The organism is Dysgonomonas sp. HGC4 (assembly GCF_001261715.1).
In the GTDB taxonomy this organism is placed as follows: domain Bacteria; phylum Bacteroidota; class Bacteroidia; order Bacteroidales; family Dysgonomonadaceae; genus Dysgonomonas_A.
Window position 1 is genome coordinate 24,465 of sequence record NZ_CVRU01000020.1, and the last position, 14,188, is coordinate 38,652.

At 34.9% G+C, this 14,188-nt stretch carries 12 protein-coding genes; 2 read left to right on the top strand and 10 right to left on the bottom strand.

Going from position 1 to position 14,188, the window contains the following annotated elements; translation table 11 throughout:
• Nucleotides 1-223 precede the first annotated feature (223 nt).
• Both cysK and HGC4_RS02000 read left to right on the top strand, forming a co-directional pair.
• Entirely contained in the window at nucleotides 224-1,171 is a 948-nt protein-coding gene (cysK, locus tag HGC4_RS01995) for a cysteine synthase A (protein WP_050708440.1), read from the top strand.
• 111 nt (nucleotides 1,172-1,282) lie between these two features.
• Nucleotides 1,283-2,578, top strand: coding sequence for an O-acetylhomoserine aminocarboxypropyltransferase/cysteine synthase family protein (locus tag HGC4_RS02000; protein WP_050708441.1), 1,296 nt, complete (start codon nucleotides 1,283-1,285; stop codon nucleotides 2,576-2,578).
• Between the two features lie 65 nt (nucleotides 2,579-2,643).
• Here HGC4_RS02000 and HGC4_RS02005 read toward each other — a convergent pair whose 3' ends face one another.
• The 10 genes from HGC4_RS02005 to nuoL form a co-directional block, all read right to left on the bottom strand.
• Nucleotides 2,644-3,060 (bottom strand): DUF3836 domain-containing protein, encoded by a 417-nt coding sequence (locus HGC4_RS02005; RefSeq protein ID WP_050708442.1) that lies wholly within the window; start codon nucleotides 3,058-3,060, stop codon nucleotides 2,644-2,646.
• Nucleotides 3,061-3,089: 29 nt separating this feature from the next.
• Complete coding sequence (locus HGC4_RS02010; protein WP_157258070.1) at nucleotides 3,090-3,527, bottom strand: DUF3836 domain-containing protein; 438 nt, start codon at nucleotides 3,525-3,527, stop codon at nucleotides 3,090-3,092.
• 114 nt (nucleotides 3,528-3,641) lie between these two features.
• A complete protein-coding gene (locus HGC4_RS02015; RefSeq protein WP_050708444.1) occupies nucleotides 3,642-4,100 on the bottom strand; it encodes a DUF3836 domain-containing protein in 459 nt (152 codons plus the stop codon).
• A 261-nt stretch (nucleotides 4,101-4,361) separates the two neighbouring features.
• A complete protein-coding gene (locus HGC4_RS02020; RefSeq protein WP_185099938.1) occupies nucleotides 4,362-7,022 on the bottom strand; it encodes an outer membrane beta-barrel protein in 2,661 nt (886 codons plus the stop codon).
• A 241-nt stretch (nucleotides 7,023-7,263) separates the two neighbouring features.
• Nucleotides 7,264-7,671, bottom strand: a complete 408-nt coding sequence (locus tag HGC4_RS02025; protein WP_050708446.1) for an ExbD/TolR family protein — start codon at nucleotides 7,669-7,671, stop codon at nucleotides 7,264-7,266.
• A 50-nt stretch (nucleotides 7,672-7,721) separates the two neighbouring features.
• On the bottom strand, nucleotides 7,722-8,432 hold the full coding sequence (locus tag HGC4_RS02030) for a MotA/TolQ/ExbB proton channel family protein (protein ID WP_050708447.1): 711 nt from the start codon (nucleotides 8,430-8,432) through the stop codon (nucleotides 7,722-7,724).
• A gap of 230 nt (nucleotides 8,433-8,662) precedes the next feature.
• On the bottom strand, nucleotides 8,663-10,096 hold the full coding sequence (locus HGC4_RS02035; RefSeq protein WP_050708448.1) for an NADH-quinone oxidoreductase subunit N: 1,434 nt from the start codon (nucleotides 10,094-10,096) through the stop codon (nucleotides 8,663-8,665).
• 113 nt (nucleotides 10,097-10,209) lie between these two features.
• On the bottom strand, nucleotides 10,210-10,704 hold the full coding sequence (locus tag HGC4_RS02040; protein ID WP_050708449.1) for a hypothetical protein: 495 nt from the start codon (nucleotides 10,702-10,704) through the stop codon (nucleotides 10,210-10,212).
• A 12-nt stretch (nucleotides 10,705-10,716) separates the two neighbouring features.
• Nucleotides 10,717-12,186: a complex I subunit 4 family protein gene (locus tag HGC4_RS02045; RefSeq protein ID WP_050708450.1), complete on the bottom strand. Its 1,470-nt coding sequence runs from the start codon at nucleotides 12,184-12,186 to the stop codon at nucleotides 10,717-10,719.
• 62 nt (nucleotides 12,187-12,248) lie between these two features.
• The gene (nuoL, locus tag HGC4_RS02050; protein WP_050708451.1) at nucleotides 12,249-14,183 is read right to left on the bottom strand and encodes an NADH-quinone oxidoreductase subunit L; all 1,935 of its coding nucleotides are present in this window, start codon (nucleotides 14,181-14,183) and stop codon (nucleotides 12,249-12,251) included.
• Nucleotides 14,184-14,188: the final 5 nt, after the last annotated feature.

Here is a 14,188-nt window from a genome sequence, read left to right on the forward strand (position 1 = left end):
CCTTAATTTTTTAAGGTATGAAACCTTTTTTTAATTTTGACTAATATTAAGTGTAATCTGCTACTATAATTGCTGATAATGTAGCATTAAAAACTTAGTATTATTTTGTATCTTTCGCTTATATAAATACTCTGCAAAAATACCCCATTTATGGTATTTTATTTATGGTTTGAAGCACGTAATTTTGTATCAATTAATAATAAAACAAAAAAATATATTGGTCATGACTAAAATAGCAAAAAAACTTACCGACCTAATTGGTAACACACCTTTATTGGAACTATCAAATTACGAAAAAAATCACAATATCGATGCAAAAATCATTGCAAAGTTAGAATATTTTAATCCCGCATCAAGTGTAAAAGATCGTATTGCTTTTGCAATGATTACAGATGCCGAAGAAAAAGGAATATTAAAAGCTGATAGTGTTATTATTGAGCCAACCAGTGGAAACACAGGAATAGGTTTGGCTTTTGTAGCAGCTGCAAAAGGATACAAACTGACTCTTACAATGCCTGAAACGATGAGTATTGAACGCCGAAACCTATTGAAAGCTCTTGGCGCAAATATTGTTTTAACTCCCGGACCTGATGGAATGAAAGGAGCTATTGCAAAGGCTGTAGAGTTGAAAGAAAGTACTCCTAACGGAGTTATACTTCAACAATTCGAGAATCCGGCCAATCCTGCTATACATCGTAAAACTACTGCTGAAGAAATTTGGAGAGATACCGATGGACAAGTAGATATTTTTGTTGCCGGTGTGGGAACTGGTGGAACTGTAAGCGGAGTAGGCGAAGTTTTGAAGCAACGCAATCCTAAAATACAGATTGTTGCCGTAGAGCCAACCGATTCACCTGTATTATCAGGCGGTAAACCAGGTCCTCACAAAATACAAGGAATAGGTGCTGGCTTTATCCCTAAAACTTATGATGCATCGGTAGTTGATGAAATCATTCAAGTAAAGAACGATGATGCTATACTTACCAGCAGACTTCTAGCTCGCGAAGAAGGTTTATTAGTTGGTATCTCATCAGGTGCAGCAATATATGCTGCTGCTGAATTGGCAAAACGCCCAGAAAATAAAGGTAAGAACATAGTAGTAATACTTCCTGATACAGGAGAACGTTATTTATCGACTGTTCTTTATTCTTTTGAAGAATATCCCTTATAAGAAAAAGGTCTGTGACCTTATGATTGCAAATAATAAAGTGTACTATATTATACCCGAGAGCTATGTAAAAGTAGCTCTCTATTTTTCATAACCCATTTAACCATATCATTTATGAGCACCTATAAATTTGAAACACTCCAAGTACATGCCGGACAAGAGGTAGACCCAACAACTCATTCGCGTGCAGTACCCATTTATCAAACAAGTTCGTATGTATTTGAAGATGCACAAGATGGTGCAGATTTATTCGGATTGAGAAAATTCGGAAATATCTATACCCGTTTAATGAATCCAACAACTGATGTTTTCGAAAAACGTATAGCTGCTTTAGAAGGAGGTATAGCTGCTTTGGCAACTTCATCAGGTCAATCGGCTCAATTTATAGCTCTCAATAATATTGTTTCAGCCGGAGATAATTTCATTTCGACTTCACATCTCTATGGTGGTACATATAATCAATTCAAAAACCAATTCAAACGTTTAGGCGTAGAGGTTAAATTTACACCAAATGATACTCCTGAAGAGTTTGAGAAATTGATAGACAATAGTACCAAAGCTATTTATCTTGAAACAATTGGGAATCCTGATTTAAACATTCCTGATTTTGAAGCAATAGCTGCGGTTGCAGATAAACACAACATTCCTCTTATTGTAGATAATACTTTCGGTGCAGGTGGATATCTATTCCGTCCATTGGAACACGGAGCAACTATTGTTGTAGAAAGTGCTACTAAATGGATTGGTGGACATGGAACTTCATTAGGTGGTGTAATTATCGATAGTGGAAAATTCAATTGGGGAAATGGTAAATTTCCAGAATTCACAGAACCATCAGATAGTTATCACGGATTAGTATTCTGGGATACTTTTGGAGCTAATAGCCCATTTGGGAATATCGCCTTCATTATACGAGCTCGTGTAGAAGGACTGAGAGACTGGGGTAACACAATCAGCCCACTGAATTCATGGTTACTCATTCAAGGACTCGAAACTCTCTCATTACGTGTAGAGCGTCATGTAGAGAATGCTCTTGCAATTGCCGAATGGTTAGAACAACATCCACAAGTAGAATATGTAAACTATCCGGGATTGAAGAGTAGTAAATACCATGACCTTGCAAAAAAATACTTAAAGAAAGGTTTTGGAGGTGTATTATCCTTCAAAGTAAAAGGTGGTGCTGAACAAGCAGATAAATTGATCAACAGCCTTGAGCTGATTAGTCATCTAGCCAATGTGGGAGATGCTAAATCATTGATCATACATCCGGCAGCAACAACTCATGAACAACTTGACGAGAAAGATAAAATCGCAACAGGTGCAATTCCCGGGTTATTGCGAATCTCTGTCGGAATCGAAAATATTGCAGACATTAAAGCTGATTTAGATCAGGCATTCAAGAAACTATAATAAATAAAAAGAGACGTAAATTTACGTCTCTTTTTATTTTAACTAGATAAACCTTATTGAACTTCTTACTTTTGTGAACTACTTGCAACTGTCAATAAATCTGTTTTCGACTCATATACATGCATTACATACTGAATATCGTTTCCCCAAGCTTTCGTCGATTTATTCCACTCAACATATGATATAGCTTTAAGGCTTCCCTTATCATATTCATACATATACTTTTGATATGCTACCCATACTTTTTTACGAGATTCCCATTTATAAGAAATTCTTTCCTTAAGACTTCCATCTGCATTGTATTGGAGAACACACTCGGTCAATGGAACCAAGTTCATATCGTTTTCACCTTTACAAACAGTAGTTGTTACTGTACGCTTCTCTTTATCTTCAATTACATTCTTGTATAATTTATCACCTGCAAAGGAGTTGCTTATTGATAAAAAGAATGCCACCACCAAAGTACCTATTATTGTTTTCATGATTATGCTATTATTTGATTGTTATACTATTAATATTTTTTATTCTTACTATCTGTTATAGATAAGTATTTTACAGGAGAAGACTCATTGCTTTTATCATAAATATACATGGCATACTGAACATCTTTGTTCCAAGAATTAGAAGATTCATTCCACGACAGATATGAAATATTAATTAATTCGCCATTTATATTGTATTCGTATTTATATTTACTTACTACAAGCCATTGTTGTGTATTTGAATCCCATTTATAAGAGATTCTTTCTTTTAGATTTTTATCTGTATTGTATTCAAAAACTGTTTGTTTAAATGGAACCAAGTCTCTATTATCCGTACCATTATAAACGGTTGTTGTAACAGTACCAGTTTCTTTACTACCTTCTACATTCTTATGTATTGTATTGCCTCCAAAAGAAGTACTGATTGACAAACAGGCTGCTAGTATTGTAATAATTGTTGTTTTCATAATCTTGTTGTTATTTGCTTTATATTTAAGACGCATAATCTAAGCGATTGGTTACAGTCTGTTCTGATTTTTTTAATCGTATACTGATTTCTCAACCAGTATACGATAGATTGATTAATATGAGTAATGTGCTAAGTGTATTTCTGAGGTGACTGGTTTAGTATCTAAATAATTTACAGAAAGGTTTTCTTCATTTGTATCATTTATATACATCGCATATTGTATATCTTCCGCCCAAGTATCAGTAGTCTTATTCCATCGAGTAAAAGAAAGAGATAGCAATTTGCCATCAGCATTATAATCGTAATTGTATTTTTGAACAGCTACCCAGCTACGATTATTCGAATTCCATTCATATATTTTCTTTTCGATGAGGCTACCCTTGGAATCTGATACAATAACATATCTTTTAATTGGTGATAAGTATTTCTCGTTTTCTCCTTGGCAAACAGTAGTAGTGGTAGTACGATCTTGCTCATTAGTCTCAACACTCTTATAGATTGTATTACTTCCAAAAGAATTGCTTACTGATAATAATGCTACTACTGCTAGTGTGATAATTGTTGCTTTCATAATGTTATATATTTATTTGTTTTAATTTTTTACGTTTCTACTATATATAATGCCAAAGCCATGCCAAAACAATTAATCATCTAACAATCAAGAAATAACACATTTCACAACAGATCTAGATGTGTAAAATTTATTTACACACAACAGTATTTATTTTTACATATTAGATATTTCCAAAGGATTATAGACATAAAAAACGGATGCTGATTCTACAATCAGCATCCGTTTAGGAAATATTCTCTATTTTATTTTTTGTCTAGATCAATTATAATCATCTACACCCATAGCATCTGTAGAATTTCGAGCAGCCTTATTTGTTATATTAAATCGATAACCCAAACTAAACATAAAATATTGCCCAATCATATTAGTCTTCGTATCTGAAATATAATTTCCTGAAACAACACGCATAAGGTTATTACGATCATCCAAAATATCATAGCATTGAAACTTAGCTGTACCCTGTTTCTTCTTCAAGAAAAGCTTGGCAATAGACAAATTCCAAAGCATCTCCGATTTTCGGAAATTCTCAGCATACCCTTGATTATAGGTAAAACTCATCTCATTCTGAATAACAAAATCATTGGGAAGCTTTAGTAGCGTAGATGATTTCAGACCATAATTAGCCGTATTCATTCCCTCCTGATTAGGAAGGTTGTTTCTTGTTATATTATACGAGATATTAGCCTGTAAACGCTGCTCAAACTTATCAGACCGATAGTTTATAGAAAAGGTTTCACTCATTGTCAAATTATAAGTAACACTCTTGACACTATTCGAAAATCCTATATTTCGGACAAAATAACCAAAGGAGCTATTATCCACAGTAAATTTTTTATTTCTCAACGGAGTATTGAACATTATACCTCCATTTAAGCCCCAGTTTCCATTGACATTTCGATATGAGCTTTCAACATTTCCAAATTCGTCAATCGTATTATAATCAACTATTTTATTTACAATATAATTACCACCACCGGTAATCATAAAAAATGAGCCTTTCTCATAATTCGATTTCTGATAATAAAGACTAACCGTATTATCAAAGCTAGGTTTTAAGTCGAGATTTCCATACGTTCTATTAAGAGCATCAAGTATTATAGTATCTGCTGATATCTGCTTTAAGGTAGGCTGTTCGGTAGAACCATAATAATCAAAATCTAAAGTTACATTATTCTGAGGTGTATATGTAAACTTGAAAGTAGGAGAAAAGTTTACCACTGTTTGCCTCTGATTTTCGATGATAGAATCCTGCATCATCGTCTTAGAAGTAGAAGTAGAAGGATCGACATTAAAACCAATATTATATTCATATTTCTTCATTGCCGATTGAAAACCAACATTCATTCTCTGAGTAGTATATTGAGATGTAGTGTGCCTCGTAAAAGCAGTATCTACGATCGTATACTCGCCTTCACCATCACGTCTGAAAGTAAGCCTATCTCTATCCGAATAATCACGTCGATAAGAATAGGCGACCTTAATAGAATTATGTTTGGTTATCGGTTCAACATACGCAGCCATAAAACCCCAGCTATTTCCCGTATTATCAATAGACAGCTCTTGATCTATAATTGTTGTTTTATTAGAAGCATGGTAAAAAACAGGAGAATAATTAGTTCCTGCACTTGCTCCCCCACGAATACCTCCATTCAAGCTAAAGCTAATATTTCGTCCCGCACTATTCAACTTACGTCCGAATATCATAGATGCGTTTAAATTATGTGTATCTCCTTTTGTTTTATAGTCTGTCCATGCAGTAGTTGTATCTTGTATGCCTTGTACATAGGAGAAGTTATCATTGCGTCTTATATCATCACTTGTTCCCGTATTAATATTCATTCGGGCATAAATTGTCGTTACCGAATCGGGATTCCACTTCATATTTAACCCCAGAGAAAGGTCTCTTTTTATACTTCGAGTCTCAGATGATTGGGTACTAAGCCTATTACCTGTTTCGATGAAAGTCTTTGTATCACTATCCATTTTAAAGACATTGTCATTATTCTCATAGTGTAAATTTCCTCCAACATTAAGTTTATCGCTTTTCAAAGCATTAAAGTTGAATCCTATCTCGCTATTTTTGGTAATACCATCATACTGACTAGAAGCTCCACTATATTCAAAATCGTCTGTAATATTTTTAAGATTTCCGATTAAAGAATACTGATTATCATCCATCATATAGTGAGCATTCAATTTATTGGAATATCGACCATTACTTCCATAACCTGATCGTCCTTCCCCAAATATACTTTGCTTCAATGCCTCTTTTACCGTCAAGTTTAGAACTTGTTCTGCATTTCCATCATTAAAGCCAGTCACTCTCGACATCTCAGATTGCTCCTTAAACAGTTGCAATTTATTGATCATCGAAGCAGGAAGATTCTTCAATGCCAAATCGATATCATTACCAAAGAACTCTTTACCATCAATAAGAATCTTGGAGATAATCTTCCCATTAGCCATCAGTTTTCCGTCTGCGCTAATATCAATTCCCGGCATTTTCCGAACCAGATCTAACAGTAAAGCATCCTCTCCCACTCTATAGGCATCGGCATTATATTCTATGGTATCTCCCCTCACAACAATATCAGGTACAGGGGCAACTATTATCGCTTCGCCCAACATATAAGAAGCTTCGCCCAAATATATAGTTCCCAAATCAAGGGTTTCTTTTCCTTCTAAGCTAATTTTGCGGGTATATCTATTTGTACCTACATAAGAGATATCAATAATATAGTCTCCTTTAGAGTGATTAATTGTAAACTTCCCATTAGACGCACTCACCGCCCCTACAATATAAGTACTGTCTTTTACATTGAGCATACGCACAGATGCATAACTAATAGCTTCGCGATGCAAGCTATCACAGACAATACCTGTAACAGACTGGGCATAAGAAACAATAGTTATGCACAAACAAATAAAAAGACAATAAAAGCGTCTCAATGAATAGTGTTTACTTTATTTCGGTTTTTAAGATTACTTGATCATAAACCTGTTTATCACTCAATAAGTATCTCTCAAATTAATTTTGCCTAAAACTTGAAGAAGGCTATTCTACAATACTTATCTCATCAGCTATATAACGAAAAAAAAGAGCTTCTATTATGATAGCCCTTTTTTTCTATACTGCAAAACCACAATCGGTTTATTGTACTTAATCCTTTTGAGTAAAGAGCACCATCTTTACTCGAAGTTTATTTCCTATATCAATTACATTGATTATATCTTGTAAGTTAAGTGCCCGATCTGCTTGCAGAAGGACATTAACATCATCATCTTCATGACGTTCTCCTATTACAGTTGATAATTCTCCCTCAAGAGCTTCAAAAGGTACTTGCTTATCATTTACATAATAAGTAAGATCAGAAGTTACAATCAAATTAATATTCTTTTTAGTCGCCACCTTTTCAGCAGTCGACGAGTTGGGTAGTAATACCCGTATGGCAGCAGGAGTAACCATCGTCGAAACGATGAGAAAGAATAACAGCAAGAAAAACATAATGTCATTCAATGATGCTGTATAAACTTCTGCGGCTCTATTTTTACGACGTTGAATCTTCATAATTTTGGCTGTTAAGGTCAAAGACCTCTTTATTGCTTTCAGAATTAGATTTAGTCCTTTAAAAGACTAATAGCATTCTGGTTCTTTTTATACAATCTGATAGCTCTTAATGCTTCATTTGAATCTCTATCCAGATTAGTTACAATCTTGTCTATATTTCCATTTAAAACATAGTATCCTGCATAAGCAACAATACCAACTAACAGACCTGCTCCCGAACAAATCATTTTTTGATACAAACCATCTGATATGGTCGCAATATCTAAATCGGCTGTTTGAGAAATATTATAAAAGATATTAATTACCCCGAAGATAGTCCCCAAGAATCCTAACATGGGAGCGATAGAAGCAATAATTCCTAAATAATTCATGTGATTTTCTAACTTCGATACTTGTTGGCGAGCTTCTACTTCCATCGTTTCTTCGATTTCGGCAATAGTATCTTCTTTTTCTTTTAATCCCGCAGCGATAACCTTCCCTAAGATATAAGGTTTCTCGAAACAAAATTTCAACGCTTGTTCAATCTTATTTTCAGAAATAAGCTCAACTATACGTGACTGCCAGATAGAATCTGATTTTCCAACTTTCCTTATAATCAAAGTTCGTTCAATGATATAATAAATAGCCAGAATTGAAAGAATAGCAATAGGTAACATGACCCAACCTCCCTTAAGTATCAAACTGAAGTAATTTTCAGCGGGTGCGGGTGCTACTTGTTCCAGATTTGTTGTTACTGATTGTAGTAAAATAAATAAATTCATATATCAAAAGCAGATTAAGGTCTAAGACCCATTTATTACTTTGGTAAGATAAGTATAACTTACTGTTATCACAGAATAACGCTATATTAGATACTATACTTACTGCTATTAAAGAACAATCTAAGGTCGTACCTCTTTATGACATCGCCAGAGGTATAAACGACTAATTCGATAAATACAAAGTTAAGACTAAGTATTTATCGAATTAGTTTTATTTTGAACAAATATTGTTAAAAACCAAAGCTTACTGTATTAATATAATCGTAGAAGCAATTAATTACTCCAATACAGAAGATACCAACAACCGAAGCCACTAATGAGATTTTTAAATAACTATCTGTATTTAACGTTTCAATAGGAGAGTTATTCTTATTGATAAACATCGCTTTTACAACAAGCAAATAATAATACAAAGATACAACTGTATTTACCAATGCAAGGAAAACTAATACAGTGTTCCAAGGATTGCCCGACTCCATAGCAGCCATAAACACAAACAGTTTACTAAAGAATCCTGCAGTGAAAGGTATACCTCCTAAAGAGAACATAGATATCATCATTACTAAAGCCAATTTAGGATTAGTAAGATAAAGACCGTTGTAGTCATCCATATTCACTTTGCCTGTCTTGTTTTCAATTGCTGAAATGACACCAAATGCAGCCAAGTTAGAGAAAACATATACAAACACATAGAATATAGTTGCAGCCATACCTGCCGATGATCCTGAGAATACGCTTAACATGATATATCCCGCCTGAGATATAGAAGAGAAAGCGAGTAAACGCTTCAAGTTCTTTTGTCTTAGGGCAAATAGGTTACCTATTGTTATCGTCAATAAAATAAGAATCCAAATTATAGGCTGCCATACTCCTGCTAATGCAGGGAATACTTTGTATAAGATAATCATAAGGGCAAATACCGCTGCACCTTTTGATATGGTCGACAAATAAAGAGTAACATTGGTTGGTGCCCCTTGATAAACATCGGGTGCCCATAAATGGAAAGGAACCAATGAAATTTTGAAGAACAAACCTGAAAGGAAAAATATCATAGCCATAATAATCAATGGCGATGAGTATATACTCTGAAACATATCATCAAAATACAATGTTCCACATGCCCCATAAAGGAAAGATATACCAAACACCATAATGGCAGATGAGAATATCGCATTAAAGATATATTTAGCTCCTGCTTCAGCTGAGTTATTCTTGTATTTATCAAAAGCAACTAAAGCTGCCACTGGCAACGAAGCCATCTCAAGACCTATATAGAATATCATAAAGCTTCCTGAAGAAATCATCAAATACATACCCAGTAAGGTTAGTATTGTAAGCATGAAGAATTCACCGCGTTTAAATATTGATTCGGGCTTTTTCAACCATTCGTTAGCTTGCAGAAATATAAGGAATACACCTATATTCAGTACACATTTCATTGTTATCTGAGCCGCTCCTGTAACATACATCCCTCCAAAAGTCGTAAGGACATCTTTGTTTATAAAGAAACAGTAAACAGTATGCACAAGAAATAGCAAACAGGCTATAGGAAAATAGTACTTTTTTGCGTTGTCCGAAGCAAACAAATCATAAAAGATCAATAACAGAAATACCGCGATCAGCGATAATTCAGGCTTCATCAACAAATAATTGCTCAAATTCATTTCTTCAATATCTTTATTTGTTTGAGTATAGGAAAATGGCAATTACACCATATTTTCCAATTTTATCAGGCGTTATTCTGAATTTTACAAAAATCAACAATAGGTCTCAGACCTTATTTTACAATATATTTAGCAGCATTGGTGTACTTTACCGATATGATATAGATACCACTAGGATCAACCGTTTTATCAGTTGTCAATATCACCTCAATACCTGGTCTCGAATAAAACAGAGAAACATATTTGCCTCCGTTTCTTCTCTCGGTATTTGTCAGTTTATATTTACTCGCTGCTAATTCGCTTTTTAAAGCGTTATAAGATGCAACAGTTTTAAACTCCCAAGAAACCATTCTTACATCACTATCAAAAGAAGGTGTAATCAATGTTATTTTCGAATCTCCTGAATGAGTATAAGTGTAATTATTGGATAAACCACTCGCTCCATTTTCTTGAAGAGTATATCCTTTTGCTGTTACTATATTCGAGAAGTAGCCTTCTCCGTTTGGAGCCATATCAACTAATTCAGCTAAAGTAAAACTTTGAGCAGAAGCTAAAGCTGATACCGATATAAATGTAATTAGGAAAAATAATTTTACGATTCTTTTCATTGTTTCAAATGTTTAGTGTAAGCATGTATGAATTAAATTGGAGATCCATCCGGGGAATAATCCCACACCGGCAACACTTAGAACTAATCCTACAACTGCAACTTTTTCATACCAAACTGCATCTGTAAGTTCCAAATGATGGTCGTCTACGACAGGACCATATAATATTTTTCCAACAACTTTAAGTATATAAACGGCTGTTATCACAATTGAAGAACACGCCATTACTGTTAATACTCTATGGAACATATCTTGATGTTGGAATGAACCAACGAATATAGTCATTTCAGCAACGAATCCACTCAATCCGGGCAAGCCTAATGAAGCCAAACCTGCAATTACATAACAAACAGAAAGGAAAGGCATGATCTTCATCAAACCACCCAATTGTCTAATATCACGAGTATGTGTTCGTCCGTATATCATACCGATCAATGCAAAGAATAAAGCTGTCATCAATCCGTGAGAAAGCATCTGCATAATAGCACCCGTAGTTGCCGTATTATTCATCATAAGGATAGCAAACAATACCAATCCACAGTGACTAACAGAAGAATAAGCATTAATATATTTCAAGTCATTTTGTGCAATTGCTCCAAACGCTCCATAAACCACACTGATACCTGTTAAGATCAAGAAGATCCAAGAAAGCTCGTTTGCTGCTTGTGGTAATAAATGCATTGCTATACGGAAACATCCATATCCTCCCAGTTTCATCAAAACTCCAGCGTGAAGCATTGATACTGCGGTAGGTGCTGAAGCATGACCATCAGGAGACCAAGTATGGAATGGAAATAATGCTCCTAGCACTCCAAAGCCTAAGAATGTCAATGGGAATATCCATCGTTGAGCTTCTACCGGAATAGCACTATTTTGAGCAATCTGTAATATATTGAATGTATATTCACCAGTGACCGATGAATTAAAATAAATTCCAAAGATACCTACTAGAAGAAAGGCAGACCCACCCATCAGCATTAAAGTAAGTTTCATCGCTGAATATTCTTTTTTTCCTGTCCCCCAAAGACCGATCAATAAGTACATCGGAATCAAGGCTATTTCGTAGAAGAAGAACATAGTGAACATATCTAACGAAATAAAGAAACCATATACTCCTACTGCAAGTAAGGTAAGCCACATAAAGAAATCTTTAGGTAGTGGATCCATATTCCATGAGGCAAATACTCCGGTAAACATGATGATAGCAGTAAGCAACAACATTAACACCGATATACCATCAACACCGACAGCATAATGAATATTGAGTGCTTTGAACCAAACCACATCATATTGGAATAACATGGCACTTGAAGGGTCAGCTTCTCTTGCTCCCAAGAACATAAATAAGAAAACTACCGAAAATATCAACTCAATAGCCGTTCCTATCACAGCAACAGTTCTTACTTGTTTGATGTTTTTGCAAAAAAGAAATGCAATTAACATCAAAACCGGAATCAGGACAAATAATGAAAGAATATTCATTGTTTTATAATTTAAGAGGTCACAGACCTATTTAATTTAATATTTTGGCAATAAAGACTTACTTATTTACAAATAAAGCATATCAAACAGAAAGCGAATACTACTACAATAAGTAAAGCTCCCGACAAATATACTCCTGCATATTGTTGTATTCTTCCCGATTGTAATCCTTTGATTTTATCGGAAGCACTATTGGTTACAAAAGCCAAAGCGTTCATAAATCCATCAACAATAGTATGATCAAACCAAGCAATAGGTTTAGATATGCAGTTAAATATGATTTTACGTGTAACGAACAACCACAATTCATCGAAATAGAATTTATGATAAGCCCATTTGTAAAAACTACCAACTCCATTCGAAACTTTATCAGGCATATCAGTTTTCTTGAAATACATCATCGTTGCGATTCCGATACCAAGAAGGGCAACAGCCACACTTGATCCGGCAACAACCATATCAATATGTGCTTCGAAAGGCATTCTGTCTGCTGATATAAAATCGGCAAAAGGAACAAATCCGGAGAATACAGAGAATACTGCCAATATAATTAATGGAATTGTCATTGTAGCACCTGCCTCATGTGGAGCATGGTGATAATGTTTCTTTGTGTCGTTCCAGAATATTCTGTAATATAAACGGAACATATAGAATGCTGTAAGACCTGCACCTAAGAATAAACATGCGAACAAGAATTTATCGTGGTGTAAAGCCGCAGCTAAAATTTCATCTTTACTAAAGAATCCTGAGAATGGAGGAATACCAGCAATAGCTAAACATGCAATAAGGAATGTTATATGTGTAATTGGCAGGAATTTTTTCAATCCACCCATATCATCCATTTCATTACTATGCACAGCATGAATAATTGCACCTGCTCCTAAGAACAACAATGCTTTGAAGAATGCGTGTGTAAATAAGTGGAACATAGATGCCATATACCCCAATCCATCGTGACCAGAATAACCTGATACACCCAATGCTGTGATCATATATGCAATCTGAGAAATAGTTGAAAAGGCTAAAACCCGTTTAATATCCGTTTGTGTACAAGCCACTATGGCTGCATACACAGAAGTTATACCTCCCACATATCCAATTATAGTAAGAACCTCGGGTGTACCAAAGAGATATATAGGAAATAAACGTGCTACAAGAAATACCCCAGCAACAACCATTGTTGCAGCATGGATTAGTGCCGAAGCAGGTGTTGGTCCTTCCATCGCATCGGGCAACCAAATGTGGAATGGCATCATTGCTGATTTACCTGCACCACCCATAAATATAAATAACATTGCCCAAGTTAAAGCTGATATTCCCAAGAACGAAGCGCCCATAACACTTGATAAGTATGGAGCATCCAAAGCCGTTAGAGTTTGGAAGTCGAATGTTCCCGAATAATAAGACAATACAAGTATACCTATAAGGAAAAATAAATCTGCAAAACGAGTTACGATAAATGCTTTCTTAGAAGCAGCCACTGCACTAGGTTTAGTATAATAGAAACTGATAAGTGAGTAAGAAGAAACCCCTACTAACTCCCAGAATATATACATTTGAAAGATGTTAGTAGCAACTACCAATCCTAACATCGAAAAAGAGAACAGAGAAAGAAAAGCATAATAACGTTGGAATCCTCTTTCTCCTTTCATATAGCCGAGACTATATATATGCACCATTAACGAAACTGTAGTAATAACTACAAGCATCATTACCGAAATAGGATCTAACATGATTCCTAAATCGATATGCAATTTGTCTGTAAACTTCAACCATTGGTAAGGCTCAACAGCCATTAATGTTTCGTAGGCTCCCGAAGCTCCTTTTCCTATTCTGAAAAAGTATTCATAAGCAGTAAAGTACGACAATGCTGTCATAACTGCCAGAGACAAGGTACCGAGAGTTCCAGCAATGATTGGTTTCATTTTACCTCCCAACAGTCCCAATATAAGGAACATAATTGCCGGTAGTACGATTATTAATAATGTATAAGACATATCTA

What these genes read in the sequence shown, in the direction of transcription:
- HGC4_RS02025 (WP_050708446.1), bottom strand. Translation starts at nt 7,671, where the DNA reads ATGAAGATTCAACGTCGTAAAAATAGAGCCGCAGAAGTTTATACAGCA.
- HGC4_RS02010 (WP_157258070.1), bottom strand. Translation starts at nt 3,527, where the DNA reads ATGAAAACAACAATTATTACAATACTAGCAGCCTGTTTGTCAATCAGT.
- nuoL (WP_050708451.1), bottom strand. Translation starts at nt 14,183, where the DNA reads ATGTCTTATACATTATTAATAATCGTACTACCGGCAATTATGTTCCTT.
- cysK (WP_050708440.1), top strand. Translation starts at nt 224, where the DNA reads ATGACTAAAATAGCAAAAAAACTTACCGACCTAATTGGTAACACACCT.
- HGC4_RS02000 (WP_050708441.1), top strand. Translation starts at nt 1,283, where the DNA reads ATGAGCACCTATAAATTTGAAACACTCCAAGTACATGCCGGACAAGAG.
- HGC4_RS02045 (WP_050708450.1), bottom strand. Translation starts at nt 12,186, where the DNA reads ATGAATATTCTTTCATTATTTGTCCTGATTCCGGTTTTGATGTTAATT.
- HGC4_RS02035 (WP_050708448.1), bottom strand. Translation starts at nt 10,096, where the DNA reads ATGAATTTGAGCAATTATTTGTTGATGAAGCCTGAATTATCGCTGATC.
- HGC4_RS02040 (WP_050708449.1), bottom strand. Translation starts at nt 10,704, where the DNA reads ATGAAAAGAATCGTAAAATTATTTTTCCTAATTACATTTATATCGGTA.
- HGC4_RS02030 (WP_050708447.1), bottom strand. Translation starts at nt 8,432, where the DNA reads ATGAATTTATTTATTTTACTACAATCAGTAACAACAAATCTGGAACAA.
- HGC4_RS02005 (WP_050708442.1), bottom strand. Translation starts at nt 3,060, where the DNA reads ATGAAAACAATAATAGGTACTTTGGTGGTGGCATTCTTTTTATCAATA.
- HGC4_RS02015 (WP_050708444.1), bottom strand. Translation starts at nt 4,100, where the DNA reads ATGAAAGCAACAATTATCACACTAGCAGTAGTAGCATTATTATCAGTA.